At 34.0% G+C, this 17,009-nt stretch carries 13 protein-coding genes; 7 read left to right on the top strand and 6 right to left on the bottom strand.

Going from position 1 to position 17,009, the window contains the following annotated elements:
• Positions 1-17 precede the first annotated feature (17 nt).
• Positions 18-410, top strand: coding sequence for an ACT domain-containing protein (locus RT99_RS10060; RefSeq protein ID WP_042564625.1), 393 nt, complete (start codon positions 18-20; stop codon positions 408-410).
• 71 nt (positions 411-481) lie between these two features.
• Here the strand turns inward: RT99_RS10060 and RT99_RS10055 are convergent, their stop codons facing one another.
• On the bottom strand, positions 482-1,045 hold the full coding sequence (locus RT99_RS10055) for a hypothetical protein (RefSeq protein WP_042564624.1): 564 nt from the start codon (positions 1,043-1,045) through the stop codon (positions 482-484).
• A gap of 176 nt (positions 1,046-1,221) precedes the next feature.
• Here RT99_RS10055 and RT99_RS10050 point away from each other — a divergent pair, with 176 nt between their 5' ends.
• The 5 genes from RT99_RS10050 to RT99_RS10030 all read left to right on the top strand — a co-directional run bounded on the left by RT99_RS10050 (position 1,222) and on the right by RT99_RS10030 (position 8,243).
• On the top strand, positions 1,222-1,626 hold the full coding sequence (locus tag RT99_RS10050; RefSeq protein ID WP_042564691.1) for a GNAT family N-acetyltransferase: 405 nt from the start codon (positions 1,222-1,224) through the stop codon (positions 1,624-1,626).
• Between the two features lie 287 nt (positions 1,627-1,913).
• Positions 1,914-2,261, top strand: a complete 348-nt coding sequence (locus tag RT99_RS10045; protein WP_242607190.1) for a hypothetical protein — start codon at positions 1,914-1,916, stop codon at positions 2,259-2,261.
• 184 nt (positions 2,262-2,445) lie between these two features.
• The gene (locus tag RT99_RS10040; protein WP_042564622.1) at positions 2,446-3,528 is read left to right on the top strand and encodes an efflux RND transporter periplasmic adaptor subunit; all 1,083 of its coding nucleotides are present in this window, start codon (positions 2,446-2,448) and stop codon (positions 3,526-3,528) included.
• A 121-nt stretch (positions 3,529-3,649) separates the two neighbouring features.
• Positions 3,650-6,817 (top strand): efflux RND transporter permease subunit, encoded by a 3,168-nt coding sequence (locus RT99_RS10035; protein WP_042564621.1) that lies wholly within the window; start codon positions 3,650-3,652, stop codon positions 6,815-6,817.
• Positions 6,810-8,243: a TolC family protein gene (locus RT99_RS10030; protein ID WP_042564620.1), complete on the top strand. Its 1,434-nt coding sequence runs from the start codon at positions 6,810-6,812 to the stop codon at positions 8,241-8,243. Before RT99_RS10035 ends, RT99_RS10030 begins: the two co-directional genes overlap by 8 nt.
• Before the next feature lie 300 nt (positions 8,244-8,543).
• On the opposite strand, the gene RT99_RS25325 is transcribed toward RT99_RS10030, so the two are convergent.
• The gene (locus RT99_RS25325; RefSeq protein ID WP_165587196.1) at positions 8,544-8,708 is read right to left on the bottom strand and encodes a hypothetical protein; all 165 of its coding nucleotides are present in this window, start codon (positions 8,706-8,708) and stop codon (positions 8,544-8,546) included.
• 44 nt (positions 8,709-8,752) lie between these two features.
• On the bottom strand, positions 8,753-10,114 hold the full coding sequence (locus RT99_RS10025; protein ID WP_042564619.1) for a GH1 family beta-glucosidase: 1,362 nt from the start codon (positions 10,112-10,114) through the stop codon (positions 8,753-8,755).
• 446 nt (positions 10,115-10,560) lie between these two features.
• Between RT99_RS10025 and RT99_RS10020 the strand changes: the two genes are divergently transcribed.
• Positions 10,561-10,932 (top strand): lipocalin family protein, encoded by a 372-nt coding sequence (locus RT99_RS10020; RefSeq protein ID WP_242607189.1) that lies wholly within the window; start codon positions 10,561-10,563, stop codon positions 10,930-10,932.
• Between the two features lie 92 nt (positions 10,933-11,024).
• On the opposite strand, the gene RT99_RS10015 is transcribed toward RT99_RS10020, so the two are convergent.
• From RT99_RS10015 to hmpA, 3 genes are all read right to left on the bottom strand, one after another.
• Positions 11,025-14,612 carry a PAS domain-containing protein gene (locus RT99_RS10015; RefSeq protein WP_042564617.1) on the bottom strand — a complete coding sequence of 1,196 codons (3,588 nt, stop codon included), beginning with the start codon at positions 14,610-14,612 and terminating at the stop codon, positions 11,025-11,027.
• Positions 14,613-14,622: 10 nt separating this feature from the next.
• On the bottom strand, positions 14,623-15,069 hold the full coding sequence (locus RT99_RS10010; RefSeq protein ID WP_042564616.1) for a response regulator: 447 nt from the start codon (positions 15,067-15,069) through the stop codon (positions 14,623-14,625).
• A 471-nt stretch (positions 15,070-15,540) separates the two neighbouring features.
• Complete coding sequence (hmpA, locus tag RT99_RS10000) at positions 15,541-16,752, bottom strand: NO-inducible flavohemoprotein (protein ID WP_042564614.1); 1,212 nt, start codon at positions 16,750-16,752, stop codon at positions 15,541-15,543.
• Positions 16,753-17,009 lie beyond the last annotated feature (257 nt).

Genomic DNA, 17,009 nt, shown 5'->3' with positions numbered 1-17,009 from the left:
TTTAGTAAAAAATAGTCATGTCAGGAGAAAAAGATTTAAAGCAATTGCTAAAAAGCATGAAACCGGAACATATTTCCGGCGATTATGTTTTTTGTAAAGTTGCCAATTTAGAAAACGTAAATCTAAATGAAGTTGAAATGTTCTTTAGAGAAAAAGAAGCGATTACCTTAATTCTGAAAAAAGAAATAGCAGAAATTCTAAAGCTGGAATATTCAGTTTTAATGGCGTGGATAACGTTAACCGTTCATTCTTCATTGGAAGCTGTTGGATTAACGGCAGCATTTTCGAAAGCACTTTCAGAAAACGGAATTAGCTGTAATGTTGTCGCAGCATTTTATCACGATCATATTTTTGTAAATCAAAAAGATATAGAAAAAGCAATGGAAATCCTGAACGCATTTTCGAATTAAAGCTAAATATTTTTGCCACCGATTTCACCCATTATAATTCTTTAAATCTGTGAAATCGGTGGTATTTATTTTTATAAAAATTTAAACCCAAGCGAAACATTCACAATTCCTGTTTTTAGTTCTCTATCGGAAGCATCAAGATCTGATAGACCTGCAAGGTAACGGGCATCTAAAGTAAATCTCCATACATCGACGCCTACACCGCCAAGAATACTGCTGTTGTCCTGCTCGAAAGCAATTAAGCTAAGATCATTATTGGCTTTTATATCAGAGTAATGTTTCCAGTTATAACCAACAAAAACACGAAGATTTCCTAATTTTCCAAACGGAAGTATTTTATAACCAGCAATTAAAGAAGCGTCTGTTCCTGATAATTCATATTCCGTTTCGCCAATTCCGGTTTGAGAAACACTAAATTTATTTTTTGCATAACCAAATTCGGCCTGACCGTAAAAAAGCAATAAATTAACTCTCGCAAATCCCGAAAAACCTATATCTGTACCTGAACTTTTAGAACTAAAATCATCTGTTACCGCCGAAGTAATATTGGATGAAAATTGAGGTCCAAATTGTATTAATTGTGCAAAACCATTTACACTTATACATAATAATACTGCTGCAAGGAATTTTTTCATAACTGGATTTGTTGTTTTTAGTTACTATAAAAATAATTATTATTCATTAGAATAGAGAGATTTATCTTATTTATTTTTTAATTATTTGTATGGTATTTAAATAGATATGTTTTTGTCTTTTCTTTGAGGAAGAATAAAAGCAAATTGGCTTAATTTTGAAAACAAAAGAAGTTAAAATGAAAATTGCAGCAATACAGGCTTCTCAAACCTGGCAAATCAGACATGACGTAATGTGGCCAGATCAGCCTTTTGAATTTGTTCAATTAAAGGAAGATGATTTAGGAGAACATTTTGGTGTTTTTACAGATGACCAATTAGTTTCAATAGTTTCCTGTTTTTTTTCTGGAGATGAAATGCAGTTTAGGAAATTAGCAACTTTAGAACAATTTCAGGGACAGGGTATTGCGTCAGGATTATTGCATTATATCTTGAAATTGGCAAAAGAAAGAGGAGCAAAAAAAGTTTGGTGTAATGCCAGAACAAATAAAAAGAATTTTTACGGGAAATTTGGAATGACAGATACTTATAAAACTTTTGAAAAAAACGGACAGGAATTTACTATAATGGAAATTTTGTTTTAGAAAGCGTATCATAATTATGAAATAAAATATAGATAATCAAATATTTACGATTCTCATTTTTTGGAACTTGCTTATTTGTCAATATTTTAGTGAAGTTACTTTTATGTTAATTTGCTCTATTATTTCCGCACAAAATCGCTCGATTTATTGTTGAATTAATAGTGAAATAAAAAGAAAACGTTTTCGCAAATTATAACTTGTTAAGACTTTCTTATTTTATTTTTTTTATTCCGATCTTTTATTACTTTCGCACTCAAATGAGAAAGTTAGTAGTATTTTTAACATTTATGAATTTCCTTCTGCTAGGCGGAGGGCAATACCTTAATGCTGAAACACATCTAAATTCTCACCACAATCTTGAGAAAAGACACCGCGTAAAATTCACCAATAACGAACAAGGCAGTTCAATAATTGAAGATGCTGATATAGATTTGGATGAAGAATATTTTGGTGACGATTTTAAAGGTGGTCTTTCCAATAAATTTTTTGCAACAAACTACAGCTTACTTGATAGCTGGTATTTGACATTATCTCGTCAAAGCGCTGCAAAATCTTCCAATCATTTTGATATTTTCGGCTCATCTTGTGGCCAGTCAAATCCTATCTACATTACTCAGAGAGTTTTAAGAATTTGATTCTATTTTATACATCGGTTACCAAAGCGTGATCATGCATAAATATGGATTTTATTTTTAGAATTTACTTCTTAGAATTTACCACACTTACGACATTCAATTCACGTATTGGCGACTGATGCTTTCTACATCTAAAGGGATTTTTGCATCCCCATTCAATCGCTTAATTTCCAATTACATACCAATGAAAAGAATTATCGTGTTAACGGGCATGCTTGCCGTGTTGTGCCTTACCAGTTGTACATCAAAAAAAGAAGAAAAAGAAGAAGAAGAAAAATTTACAGTTACCAACCCTGTAAAAATTGACACTTCATTTACTAAAGAGTATGTTTCGCAGATAAAATCTGTTCGAAACATCGAAATCCGCGCCCAGGAAAAAGGGTTTTTACAAAACATCTATGTTGATGAAGGTCAGTTTGTTAAAAAAGGTCAGCTGTTGTTTAAAATTATGCCAAACATGTATCAGGCAGAATTGCTTAAAGCACAGGCAGAGCAAAAATCAACAGAAATTGAATTGCAAAATTCTAAATTATTAGCAGATAAAAATATCGTTTCTAAAAACGAATTAAGTGTAGCTCAGGCAAAATTACAATCAGCAAAAGCAGAAGTTGCATTAGCAAAATTACATTTATCATTTACGGAAATCAGAGCGCCGTTTGACGGAACAATCGATAGAATTCCTTTAAAATTAGGAAGTCTTATTGACGAAGGAGAATTATTGACAAGCCTTTCAGATAACAGTCAAATGTTTGCTTATTTTAATGTATCTGAGCCAGAATATCTTCAATATCAAACTGATGTAAAAGATCGTGCAGGAAATAATGTTGGTTTGCTTTTGGCAAATGGAGATGTTTTTAAATACAAAGGAAATGTTGAAGTTATTGAAAGTGAATTTGATAACGAAACCGGAAATATTGCTTTTAGAGCCAGATTCCCAAATACAGGAAAACTGTTAAGAAATGGTGAAACAGGAAAAGTTCAAATGCTTGTTCCGTTGAAAAACGCTATCGTAATTCCACAAAAAGCAACTTATGAAATTCAGGATAAAAAATACGTTTTCGTAGTTGATAAAAACAACGTGGTAACTTCTAAAGAAATCACAATTACAGGTGAAATTCCGGATTTATATGTTGTAAGCAGCGGACTTGGAGAAAATGATAAAATCTTGCTTGAAGGAGTTCAAAAGGTAAAAGACAATGATAAGATTAAATTCGAATTCCTTTCTCCTAAAACGGTAATGAATAATTTACGATTAAAAGCGGAGTAATAAGTTTTGTTGTAATTGTTTCAGGTTTCAAGTTTCAAGTTGCGCACTGAACCTGAAACTTGGAACCTGAAACCTGAAACTTTCAAATTCCAATTTGGTTTAATCATTAAAAAATATAAAAATGTTTAATAAATTTATTCAAAGACCTGTACTTTCGATAGTTATATCGCTTGTGATAGTCTTTTTAGGGGTGTTGTCGGTGATGAATTTACCAATTACCCAGTTCCCTTCAATTTCTCCTCCAATGGTAAATGTTACGGCAGATTACCCTGGATCAAATGGAGAATTGATGATCAAATCGGTTGTAATTCCTTTAGAAAGAGCTCTAAATGGAGTTCCGGGAATGAAATATATGACTTCTGATGCCGGAAATGATGGTGAGGCAAGTATCCAGGTTGTATTTAATTTAGGTACAGATCCTAATCAGGCAGCCATTAACGTTCAAAACCGTGTAGCTTCGGTTACCAATAAACTACCTCCTTTAGTAGTAAGAGAGGGTGTGAAAATTACGCGTGAGGTTCCGAGTATGTTGATGTATGTGAATCTTTATAGTACGGATAAAAATACCGATATGAAGTTCTTGTACAACTATGCTGATATCAATGTACTTTCAGAATTAAAAAGGGTAAACGGTGTTGGATCTGGAGATATTTTGGGAACACGTGAATATGCAATGCGTATTTGGTTGAAACCTGACAGAATGCTGGCTTATAAGATTTCTGCCGATGAGGTAATGGAAGCATTATCAAGCCAAAGTTTGGAAGCTTCTCCGGGTAAAACGGGAGAAAGTTCCGGTAAACGTTCTCAGGCGTTTGAATATGTATTAAAATATTCAGGACGTTTTACAACAAAAGAACAATATGAGAATATCGTAGTAAGATCAACCAGTAACGGCGAACTTTTACGTTTGAAAGATATTGCAAAAGTAGAGTTTGGAAGTTCGATGTATGATATTTATTCGAACTTAAATGGTAAACCTTCTGCTGCGATTGTATTAAAACAGTCTTTTGGAAGTAATGCGAATCAGGTTATTGAAGACGTAAAAGCAAAACTGGAAAAAATCAAGCAAAAATTCCCAAAAGGAATGAATTACGAAATATCATATGACGTTTCTAAATTCCTTGATGCCTCTATCGAAAAAGTAATTCACACCTTAATCGAAGCTTTTATTTTGGTGGGATTAGTTGTTTTTCTTTTCTTAGGAGACTGGCGTTCTACTGTTATTCCTGCAATTGCGGTACCCGTTTCATTAGTAGGAACTTTTGTATTCATGACTTTCTTTGATATTTCATTGAACTTAATTACGTTGTTTGCTTTAGTATTGGCAATTGGTGTCGTCGTCGATGATGCGATTGTAGTTATCGAAGCCGTTCACGCCAAGATGGAAGAAGAACATCTTTCTCCATTTAAAGCGACTAAAAAAGCAATGCACGAAATCGCAGGAGCTATTATTGCGATTACATTCCTTATGGCGGCGGTATTTATTCCGGTTGCATTTATGTCTGGTCCAGTTGGGGTTTTCTATAGACAATTTTCTATCACGATGGCAACAGCGATTATACTTTCGGGTATTGTGGCTTTGACTTTAACACCGGCACTTTGTGCAATGATGTTGAAAAACAATCACGGCAAACCGAAAAAGAAAACACCTGTAAATATATTTATTGATGGTTTTAACAACAAGTTTAATCTGGCTCAGGGAAAATATCAAAATGTATTAGGTAAAATCGTAAACAGAAGAGCCGTTACAATTATTGCGCTTTTAGGATTTTGTGCCGGTACATGGTTAATAAGCAGTACAGTTCCTTCAGGATTTATCCCGAATGAAGATCAGGGAATGTTCTATGCTATTATTCAAACACCTCCGGGATCATCATTAGAAAGAACCAATAATATTGCCGAGAAACTGCAAAAAATAGCTGAAGGGGTAGAAGGAGTAAAATCAGTTTCTTCATTGGCAGGTTATGAAATTTTAACTGAAGGTACAGGATCTAATGCAGGAACTTGTTTGATCAATTTAGAAGACTGGAACGATCGTAAACAATCTGTACAGGAAATTATGACAGAGCTGGAAGAAAAATCAAAAGATATTCCGGGTGCCAATATCGAATTTTTCCAACCGCCGGCAGTTCCGGGATATGGAGCAGCGGGAGGATTTGAGCTTCGTTTACTGGACAAAACAGGTTCTAGTGATTTCAAAAAACTGGAAGCAGTTAATAAAGATTTCGTAGAAGAATTGAACAAACGTCCAGAATTATCTAACGTGTTTAGTTTCTTTAGTGCGAGTTTCCCTCAGTACATGATGAAAGTCGATAATGATTTGGCTCAGCAAAAAGGAGTTTCTATCGAAAACGCAATGAATACCTTGTCAACTCTTGTGGGTAGTAACTATGAAATTAGTTTTATAAAATACGGTATTAACTATAAAGTAATCGTTCAGGCCGCTCCGGAATATCGTGCGCAGCCAGATGATATTTTAAAACTTTATGTAAAAAATGATCGTGATGAAATGGTTCCTTTTTCGGCCTTTATGAGATTAGAAAAAGTGTATGGACTTTCGGAAATTACGAGACATAATATGTACACTTCTACAGAAATTAGTGGTGGTGCAGCTCCGGGCTATAGTTCAGGTACAGCTATTAAAGTAATTCAGGATGTTGCAGCCAAAAAATTACCTAGAGGATATGATATTGACTGGGCAGGTATTTCTGCAGATGAGGTAGCTCAGGGTAATCAGGCAATATGGGTATTCCTTATTTGTTTAGGATTTGTGTACCTGGTTTTGGCGGCCCAATATGAAAGTTTTATTTTGCCATTATCAGTAATTCTTTCTTTACCTGCGGGTATTTTTGGAGCTTTCCTTTTATTAAAAGTTGCAGGATTAGAAAACAATATTTATGCACAGGTTGCCATGGTAATGCTTATTGGTTTACTTGGTAAAAATGCTGTATTGATTGTAGAGTTTGCCATACAAAGGCATGCGGCAGGAAAAACAGTTCTTGAGTCTGCAATGGAAGGTGCAAAAGCAAGGTTCCGTCCTATTTTGATGACTTCATTTGCTTTTATCGCCGGATTATTACCACTTGCATTTGCATCTGGTCCGGGTAAAATTGGTAACAGAACTATTGGTACTGCAGCTGCGGGAGGTATGCTTATCGGAACTATTTGTGGTGTATTTGTGATTCCCGGATTGTATTACATCTTCGCAAAAATTGCAGAAAAACACAAATTAGTTAAACATGAAGAAGAGAATCCATTAACAGAAGAAATTGACAACAATCATGTATAAATTTAAAACATATCAATATGGTGTTGCGTTGGGGGCTTGTCTTGCTGTTGCAAGTTGTAAAGCTCCGCAAACGGTAGCCGAAACACCAAGTAAACCAGTTCCGGAGGTTTTTGCAAATAGTAAAGACACCACGAATATGGCAACTATTCCATGGCATGATTTCTTTAAAGATCAAAATCTGGTAAATTTAATTGACTTAGCCCTGAAAAACAATCAGGAGTTACTGATGACTTTACAGGAAATTGAAATTGCCAAAAACGACGTTCGTGTTAGAAAAGGGCTTTTATTGCCAACTGTTGGTGTTAGAGCCGGAGCGGGTGTAGAAAAAGTGGGTAGATATACAAGTCAGGGTGCAGGTGATGCTTCGACAGAAATTATGCCGGGTAAGGAAACGCCTGATCCGCTAGGGGATTTTAAAATAGCCGCTTACGCGAATTGGGAAGTGGATATCTGGAAAAAACTACGTAATTCTAAAAAAGCGGCGTTAACCAGATATTTGGCTACTGTTGAAGGAAAAAACTTTGTAGTAACAAGCCTGATTGGTGAAATTGCAAATTCTTATTATGAATTATTGGCTTTAGACAGCCAGCTTGATATTGTAAAACAGAATATCGAATTGCAATCGAACGCTTTAGAAATTGTAAAAGTTCAAAAACAAGCGGCGAGAGCAACAGAATTGGCCGTTCAGAAGTTTCAGGCTGAGGTTTTGACTTCAAAAAGTTTAGAGTTTGACATTCGCCAGAAAATAAAAGAAGCAGAAAACAAAATTAATTTCTTAGTGGGTCAATATCCACAGGAAATTAAAAGAGACCGAACCAATTTCCTGACTTTGTTACCTTCAACAGTACAATCAGGAATTCCATCTCAATTGTTAGCCAATCGTCCTGATGTTAAACAAGCTGAATTGCAACTTACTGCTGCAAAACTGGATGTAAAAGTTGCCCGAGCTGAGTTTTATCCGTCTTTGGATATTTCTGCAGCGGTTGGCTTTAACGCTTTTAACCCATCGTATTTGTTTACGCTTCCAGAATCGTTATTGTATTCGTTAGCGGGAGATATTGCAGCACCATTAATTAACAGAAATGCGATTAAGGCGGAGTTTAACAGTGCCAATGCAAGACAGCTTCAGGCGTTGTACAATTATGATAAAACGATTTTAAACGCTTATATCGAAGTTTCAAATCAGCTTTCTAAAATTGATAATTTAGGAAAAAGCTACGATCTAAAATCACAACAGGTTGATGCCTTAAACACATCAATTGATGTTTCTAACGATTTGTTTAAATCAGCCAGAGTAGATTATTTTGAAGTATTGATGACACAAAGAGATGCTTTAGAAGCTAAATTGGAATTAATAGAAATTAAAAAAGACCAATTAACGGCTGCAGTCAATGTTTATAAAGAACTAGGCGGCGGTTGGAAATAATATTGCCTTGTTAATTTGTAGACAAAAGCCTTTCGGGAGTAAAATCCTGAAAGGCTTTTTATTTATATTGTTTTTGAAAAAAATCTAGATGTTAATCCGTATGGTATAACGCAACAAAAGTTTAATTAAACACATAGAAACATAGATTTTGTTTTTTTGAAAAAAGTAAATCAAAAAGAAACTCGTTTCTCACACATAGCTATGTTTGTTAAAATAAGTGAAACACCTTTTTTTAAGTTCAATAATTCTATGTTTCTATGTGTTAAAATAATACACCCAAGAGGAAGAGGTCAAATTCTATTAAGACTCCTTCTCATTATTAATCTCAGCTTCTTCTTTTTTTGGAACGTAGTTTAGCTCTTCTTCAATCTTTTTGCGGTCTTTTTTATTTTGTCTGATCAGAATATAAATCAGTAAGACAACGCCAATAATTATTGCCCTTATAATAAACCAGTTTATTTCCATAAAATTGCTATTTAAGTTGATGTGAATTTCCGGATTTTATTTTCTTAGTTTTGTTTTGATAAAAATTCACCAAACCATAATCCTGATTGTTTGATGGTTCTTTTTTGAGTATCAAAATCAACGTGAATTAATCCGAATCTTGCATTATAACCTTCAGCCCATTCAAAATTATCGGTAAGACTCCAAACAAAATAGCCATCGACATTTAAACCTTCGTGTTTGGCTTTTAAAATTTGTTCTAAATTATCCTGTATAAAATGAGTACGTTTAATATCATATACTTTTCCATTTGTAACAGTATCCGGAAAAGCAGCACCATTTTCGGTTATAATGATTTTTTTGATGTTTTTATAACCGTTAAATCTTTTCAAAACATGGTATAGGGCAGGAGGATAAACTTCCCATCCCATTTCGGTGGTAATTACATTTCTTTTTTCGGCACTAACAAGTTCGGCACCAATATACGGAATGAGCATCGATGATCTTACTACTTCGCGTGTATAACATTGTAGTCCGATGAAGTCAAAATCAAAAGCAAGATTGTCAAGATCGCCTTTTACAATATAACTATTGAGTTTTTTAAGTACAGGCAAATCTTCCTGTGGATATCCAAGTCCTAAAATAGGTTCTATAAAAGTTCTGTTCAGCAAAGTATCGACCCTTTTTGCGGCCTGAATATCGGCAGGTTTGTCAGAGAAAGGTTCAATATGTGTACAGGAGAAAGTGGTACCAATATTTGCATCAGCAACTTTATTTCGCAATATTTTTGCGCCCGCAACAGTTGCCAATGTTACATGATGCATCGCTTTGATGTAATTGGTAATTCCTTTTTTTCCCGGAGCATGAATTCCTAAAAAATATCCTGCGCCTGTAAAAACAGAAGGTTCGTTTATCACCATCCAGTTTTTAACCCTGTCGCCAAAATATTGTGCACAAACCTCAGTATATTCTGAAAACCATGAAACACATTCCCGATTGGTCCATCCGCCTTTTAATTCCAGCGCATGTGGTAAATCCCAATGATAAAGTGTAATCCAAGGTTCGATTTCGCATTCAATTAAAAAATCAATGATTTTGTTATAGTAGTCAATTCCTGCCTGATTTACAGGATGAACTCCTGTAGGCATAATGCGCGACCAGCTAATAGAAAATCTAAAATTTGGAATATTTAGCTGTCGTACTAACTGAATGTCATCTTTATAAGTATTATAAAAATCGCATGCATTAATGGCGTGATGACCATTTTTTATTTTGCCTTTTTGAGAAGTAAAAACATCCCAGATCGAAGCGCCTTTACCTTCGGCATCATGCGCTCCTTCAATTTGGAAAGCGGCTGTAGAGACTCCCCACAGGAAATCCGTCCCAAATTGTTCTTTATTTAGTAGTGAGTGGTCAATTTTATTCATTTAAATATGCTGTCCTTTATTTTTTAGTCATTAATGAAGGAAAGTAGTTTGCATTGCTCTTAAAAAAAGCCATTCTTTAAATGAAGTCAGGAATGAAAGGTTGAAGAATTTCATGATATATAGTTTTAATCAAATTAATAAAACATATATAAATTGAGCGTAACCTAAAGGTTATGAAATGGTTAACTATATTTTTTACCCAAAAAATCAATATTGAATAAAAATTAACAAAAGCTTAATTAAAAGAGTTATAAGTGATAATTATGCAACGATATTAGTTAAAATTATCTAAAAATATAAATTATGTAAGAAATGCCAAAAATTATAGAACATACTTCAGCTTCTTTCCACCTAATTTTGACTTAGTAATTAAAAAATAATTAAAACGAGATCAAATCATGAAAAATTTAAAACAAATATTATTCGTAGTAGCATTAAGCTTTGGTATGTTCGCAACATCTTGTAGTAGCGACGATAATGAAGGAGAAACAATTGTTCCAATTCAAGGTAAATTCAACCTAAGTCAAACAGGAACAATCGTTAATGGACAAGAAGTATTGGTAGATGCTCCACAAAATGCAAGTGGATGTAACAGAGATTATTTAGAGTTAAGATTAAGTAACACAGCAGTTATAGGTGATTACGACGGTTCTAATTGTGCTTTAACAGAAACTACAGGTACTTATGTAAGATCTCATAATGATTTAACTATCACTGTAGGAAATGTAAGTTCAACATCTGATATCATGAATCTTACTAACAAAGAACTGAAAATTAAAGATAAAGCTACTGGTATAATTACAGTATATACAAGATAATTTATTTTTTTGAAACAAATCCTGACTTCACAGAAGCCGGATTAAAACGGAAACGACTCCATAAAAGTTGTTTCCGTTTTTTTATTTATTGATTATAAGGGAATATAGATGTCAAAAGTGGCACCTTTATCCTTTTCGCCTTTGGCAGTAATATAGCCGTTATGATTTTCTACAATTTTTTTTACGATAGCCAGGCCAATCCCGGTTCCGTTATATTTTTCTTTTCCGTGTAAACGCTGAAAAACTTCAAAGATTTTGGTGTTATATTGTTGGTCAAAACCAATTCCATTGTCAGAAATACTGATGTGGCAATAACTTCCTTCATTGGTTAAATTGTCTTCAGAGCTTTTTACCTGATGAATTATACTTTTTATTTTTATAACCGGCTGAATATCCGGTTTAGAAAATTTAAGTGAATTGCTTACCAAATTATATATTAATTGTCTGAATTGAAATGGGATGATATTAATTTCACAAGATTCCGTATTTTCAACAACTGCATTTTTTAGTTCCAGTTCCTCTTTTAGATCTTCTTTTACTTCATTTATAATTTCAGAAATATCTGTTTTTTCGAATATTCTTTCCTGAGTATTTGTTCTTGAATAAGAAAGTAAATCATTAATAAGCGTTTGCATTCTGTTGGCTGCATTTTGCATTCGCAGAAACTTATCTTTTCCAACATCAGATAAATTTTCAGATTCTCTTTCCATAATCTGTGAAGCAAATGTTTGAATTTTTCGAAGCGGTTCCTGCAAATCGTGACTTGAGATATACGTAAAAGACTGGAGCTCTTTATTCATTTTCTCCAGTTCCATATTATTGCGCTCCAATTCTTCGGTTCTTGCTGCAACTTGCTTTTCTAATTCGTTTGTAAAAGCCTTTTCAGTTTGAATGTCTGTAAAAGCGACAACCCATTTTATGATTTTATTTTCTTCGCCAAAAACCGGCTCGCCAATAACGGCGTGCCATCTGTAATTTCCATCTTTACCTTTTACTCTTACATCGCATCTGTAAACTTCTCCTGTTGCCAGACTATGGGTCCAGACTTTGATATTCTCGTCATAATCATCCGGATGAATCAGGGTTCTCCACTTAGCTTCTCCATTAGGATGAATGCCTGTATATTCAAGCCATTTTCCGGAAGCAAACAAAACATTTCCGTTTTCGTCTGTTTCCCAGATTAATTGCGGAATACTTTCTGTTAAGGAACGGAATCTTTTTTCGCTTTCTTCTATTTTTTTTCTTGCCAGGACTTTTTCGGTAACATCAATTATAGTCACTTTTATTCCAGAAATGCTATTGTCTTTTTCACGCATTGGTGCGTATTCAAAATCAATATACATTTCATGACCGCCGTTTTTGCCATTAATAAAAATTAACGACTCAGACTCAGAATGTACTTTGCCGGTTGTGTAAACTTCGTTTAATAAATGGGCATATTTTTGTTCTTTGAGTTCCGGAAATATGTCTAAGATTTTTTTGTCCTGTACATCACTTTCATTTTTTCGCCAAATATTTTTTAATAAAACATCATTAGCAATTTCAATGACCATATCGCGTCCCTTCAGTATTGCCTTTGGTACAGGAGAATACATAACCAGATTGCGGAATCTTTTTTCGCTGTCCTCCAGTTCCTGCTGATTTTTTTTCTCCAGAGTAGTGTCTCTTATAGTCCCTATTAATTTTTCGGGATTATTGTTTTCATCATAAAAAACTTTCCCTTTGCTTTCCATCCAATGTATCGATTTGTCAAGCCAAATCATTCTCGCTTCATACTGTAAATATCCTTTTCTAAAAGCGCTTTTAAGTGCCTTGTTTCGTACAGGCATATCATCGGGATGAATATGTTTTATTAATTGTTCGTGTGTTAATTGAATATGAGTGTCATAACCGCCAACTATTTCAAGATATTTTTGAGAATAAATGGCTTCTTTTGTTTTTACATTCAATTCCCAGGTTCCTAATTCGCTGGCTTCTACAACAATATTCAGGCGTTCTTCGTTTTGTTCTGTTATTTTTCTTGATTGAACTTTTTCGGTAACTTCGGTAACCGTTACTATAATTCCGGATATTTCGCCATTTTCTTCTTTTAAAGGATGATAAAGAAAATCGAAATAAAGATTTTGCAGTTTTCCGAATTTATTGATTGGTACGGGAAGTTCATTTCCGTGATACGGAATTCCGGTTTCCAATACACCAATTAATAAATCACTTACCGTTTTTTCTGTTTCAGGCAACGAATCAAATAAAGGTCTGCCAACAAAGGTTTTTTCTTCTTTGCCTACTAATTTTAAATAGGCTTCATTTGCCATTTCTACCATAAGTTTTTTACCACGCAAAATGGTAATTCCAACCGGAGCCTGTTTTACAGTATTACGAAAACGCTTATCACTTTCTTCTATTTTTTTCTTTGCCAGATTTAAATCAGTCAAATCAACTCCCGTATTCATTACACCATAAATATTACCATTTATGTCGTAAAGCGGCGTTAAGCTATAATTAAAATAATAAGTATGAAGTTTTCCATTTACCGTTAAATCAAGCGGTGTATTTTGAGTATGAAACGATTTTCCTGTTTCAAGAACCTCATTAATCTGCTCAAATACAAGCTGATTATCAAGTTCCGGCAATACCTCTTTAAAAGATTTTCCGATGACATCATTTCCTTTTCCCCAAATATTGATAATAGATTCATTTGCAAGTTCAATCCGCATTTCTTTCCCCACATAAACTGCAATAGGAAAAGGTGCATTATCTACCAATGCTCGTACTTTATGCTCGCTCTCTTCAACTTTTGCTCTCGATAATACCTGAGATGTTACTTCAATTGCCACGGCTACAATGCCAGAAATACTTCCGTCAGGTTCAGTAAGCGCTTCGTAGGCAAAATTGATATAGGTGTCTTCTATTTTTCCATTTCTGGGAAGTTTAACGAGTTGTTCGTTAGCCGTAATTTTTTCGCCCTTTTTGTATACATTATCCAGTAAACTTTCAAGATAATTGTTTTTAGTTTCCGGTAATGCTTCAAAAATGGGTTTGTTAATGACCTCTTCATTTGTAGTTCCCCATAAATGAACCATTTGCTCATTTGCAATTTCAACAACATGATTTTCACCTCTAAAAACACACATTGCTACAGGAGCCTGCATGATATTATTTCGAAATCGGATATTGCTTTGTTTTAAGGCTTCAGAATTTTTTTTCTTTTCAGTCGTTTCAATTACGGTGACCAAAACACCGCCAACTTCTCCGTTTTCTTTTTTGATCGGACTATATGAAAAATCAAAATAACATTCTTCTGTAAATCCATTACGGTTTAAAGGCACCATAAAATCAGGAATACTAACGGATTTTCCTTTCATTACATCCGCAAACATAGGTCCAATGGTTTCCCAAATTTCAGAAAATGTTTCTTTCGAACTAATTCCTAAAGCTTCCGGATGTTTAGTTAAACCCAAAATAGGCCGAAAACTGTCATTGTATAATTGAGTATATTCATTTCCCCATGCAATGTACATTCCAAAAGGGTTATTAAGAACTACAGACAGCATTGTACAAAGACTTTGGGGCCAAAACGCCGGATCGCCCAAAGGTGTTTTACTCCAGTCTTTAGACCGTATGAGTTTCCCCATTTCTGCGCCACCTTCCAAAAAATACAGCTCTTTATTTGTAATGCCCATTCAAATAAATTTAAGGTTGAAGGATGAAATTTTCTCTTGCAGGTTGTTTAAAATTGCTTTCGGAGGCAATGCTTAAAGCACTTCCAATTACTTTTTTTAATTTAGAAAATTCACCGGGTTTTTGAATATAATAAACAGCTCCTTTTCCGTAAACTAAATCTACAATATCTCTGTCTAAGGAAGTAGAAAAAATAATGACCGGAAGATTTCTATATTCTTCCAGCTGTTTTATTTCCGTTAAACATTCCAGACCATTTTTTCGGGGCATATTTAGGTCAAGAAACAAAATATCGGGTAAATTTTCCGCACCACTTTCAGATAAAAAATCCATAAGTTGTACCCCGTCATTTACCGTTACAAGCGATGTAGGAAGAAGTAATTCGTCGAGAGCTTCTTTAAAGAAGTCACAATCATCTTCGTCGTCGTCTGCAAGTAAAAGATTGTATTGTTGTTTCATTATATTAAGGTAGAAATGTTTTAGCTAATATAAAACTATTTTTTTTACAAATATTAATGTGCAATAAATCAAACTCTATAATTTTTTATAGAGTTTAATAAACCGTATTGTCTTTCCCTCGATTTTTGGAGAAATAAGAGAAGCCAAATTATTTTTCGATATTCCTTGCGTTTTCCTGTAAGGTTTCTCAAACCTTGTAGGTATCTGATTTAAAAAATTAATCCTGCAAGGTTTCTAAAACCTTGCAGGATTAAAACTGTGAATATTTACTTTTTATTAGAAAATATAAATAATGAAAACAAGTTTGAAATCAAACCCGCAACGAGCCACGAACGCATCCAAAAAAATAAAAAAGCAGATTTATTTGTGCAATTAATACTGGCAAGAGTAAGGGTGATAAAAAATGTTGTTGTCAAATTTTGCAATACTGGAATTAGGTATTTCTTATTTTGAAACCGAACCATTTTCATCTCAATTCAAATTGATAAGTTGAGGTCCGAATTCTTCGTAAAAAATATTTTCCTGACTTACATTTAGATTTACCAAAGTTTCGTATTGTGTTTTAATAAATATTTCGGGACCACAGATGTAATATTTTGCCTGATCCAATAAAATAGAATCTTTGCATTTATGAAGATCGACGCGTCCTTGAATTATTTCGCTTTGACTCTCATTTTTATCTTCTAAAGTGTCATAAAAAGTAAAAGTTTCAAGATGTTTTGCTTCTTCTTTTAATGTTGTAATTTGATCTTTAAATGCGTGAACAGATTCATTTCTGCAGCCGTGAATCCAGATTGTTTTTTTATTCTGAATGTTGTTTAAATTAGTTTCCAGCATGCTTAACATCGGCGTAAGCCCAACTCCGCCACTGATTAAAACTAACGGATTTGGAGAATCTTTTTCTAAATGAAATAATCCGGCAGGAGCAGAGATGGAAATATGATCGCCTTCTGATTTTGAATGCAAAGCATTCGAAACATAACCTGATGGATTTGGTGCAATGCCGCTTTCTCTTTTTACCGAAATTCTATAATATTCAGGATTAAAAGCACTTGACAAACTGTATTGTCTGGGTTGCAAAAGTTCTAATTCGGGCACATAAACCTGAACGCTAATAAATTGGCCGGGATGATAATTGGTGATTTCTTTTCCGTCTTCGGGATAGAGGTAAAAGGATTTGATTTCGGTGGATTCTTCTACAATTTTTTTGATTACGAATTTTCTCCAGCCGTTCCAGCTTCCGGGTTTGGCGCTGTTTTCCTGATACATTTCTTTTTCAATATCAATCATAATTTGGGCCAGCTGATAAAAAGCAACTGTCCAGGCGTCGAGTATTTCTGGTGTTGCGGCTTCTCCAACAACTTCGCCAATAGAAGCGATAAGTTGTGTTCCGATGATTTTATATTGATCGGGCTGGATATTTAAACTTCTGTGTTTTGTTCCAATTCCTTTTAGAACTCCAATTAAAACACTCGGATCGTCAATATTTTCAGCGTAAGCCAAAACTGCATTTGCAAGAGCTGATTTTTGTCTTCCGTTTGCCTGATTTCCCATATTAAACATGTTTCGCAATTCAGGATGATGCGTAAACATTCTTTTATAGAAATAATTGGTAAGATCTTCGCCGCTTGCTCTTAAAATTGGAATTGTAGCTTTGATAAGCTCTTTTTGATGTGGATTCATTTTTAATAATTAGGATTTGATTAGGATTAAATATTCAGATTCTAAAGCAATAATGTGTTTAGAATTTGATATTTACAAATTTAAATAGGGCAGAAGGCTCTGTTTTATGACTCAAATCATAAGAATCAAAAAAATAAATAAGTTAAAGTTATTTTAGAAGCGAATAACTCCGAAAAAGATCTAATGAATTTGGGGTTGCGTTAGGGATAGAAGCGGAAATCCTTTTTTTGAGCTTTTTCTGCTCAAAAAAAGATTGG

This window comes from Flavobacterium sp. MEB061 (assembly GCF_000834715.1).
Taxonomy (GTDB): domain Bacteria; phylum Bacteroidota; class Bacteroidia; order Flavobacteriales; family Flavobacteriaceae; genus Flavobacterium; species Flavobacterium pectinovorum.
This window is presented reverse-complemented; position numbering and strand designations above follow the sequence as displayed.

Coding starts and splice junctions, on each gene's coding strand:
- RT99_RS10060 (WP_042564625.1), top strand. CDS start 18: ATGTCAGGAGAAAAAGATTTAAAGCAATTGCTAAAAAGCATGAAACCG.
- RT99_RS10055 (WP_042564624.1), bottom strand. CDS start 1,045: ATGAAAAAATTCCTTGCAGCAGTATTATTATGTATAAGTGTAAATGGT.
- RT99_RS10050 (WP_042564691.1), top strand. CDS start 1,222: ATGAAAATTGCAGCAATACAGGCTTCTCAAACCTGGCAAATCAGACAT.
- RT99_RS10045 (WP_242607190.1), top strand. CDS start 1,914: ATGAATTTCCTTCTGCTAGGCGGAGGGCAATACCTTAATGCTGAAACA.
- RT99_RS10040 (WP_042564622.1), top strand. CDS start 2,446: ATGAAAAGAATTATCGTGTTAACGGGCATGCTTGCCGTGTTGTGCCTT.
- RT99_RS10035 (WP_042564621.1), top strand. CDS start 3,650: ATGTTTAATAAATTTATTCAAAGACCTGTACTTTCGATAGTTATATCG.
- RT99_RS10030 (WP_042564620.1), top strand. CDS start 6,810: ATGTATAAATTTAAAACATATCAATATGGTGTTGCGTTGGGGGCTTGT.
- RT99_RS25325 (WP_165587196.1), bottom strand. CDS start 8,708: ATGGAAATAAACTGGTTTATTATAAGGGCAATAATTATTGGCGTTGTC.
- RT99_RS10025 (WP_042564619.1), bottom strand. CDS start 10,114: ATGAATAAAATTGACCACTCACTACTAAATAAAGAACAATTTGGGACG.
- RT99_RS10020 (WP_242607189.1), top strand. CDS start 10,561: ATGTTCGCAACATCTTGTAGTAGCGACGATAATGAAGGAGAAACAATT.
- RT99_RS10015 (WP_042564617.1), bottom strand. CDS start 14,612: ATGGGCATTACAAATAAAGAGCTGTATTTTTTGGAAGGTGGCGCAGAA.
- RT99_RS10010 (WP_042564616.1), bottom strand. CDS start 15,069: ATGAAACAACAATACAATCTTTTACTTGCAGACGACGACGAAGATGAT.
- hmpA (WP_042564614.1), bottom strand. CDS start 16,752: ATGAATCCACATCAAAAAGAGCTTATCAAAGCTACAATTCCAATTTTA.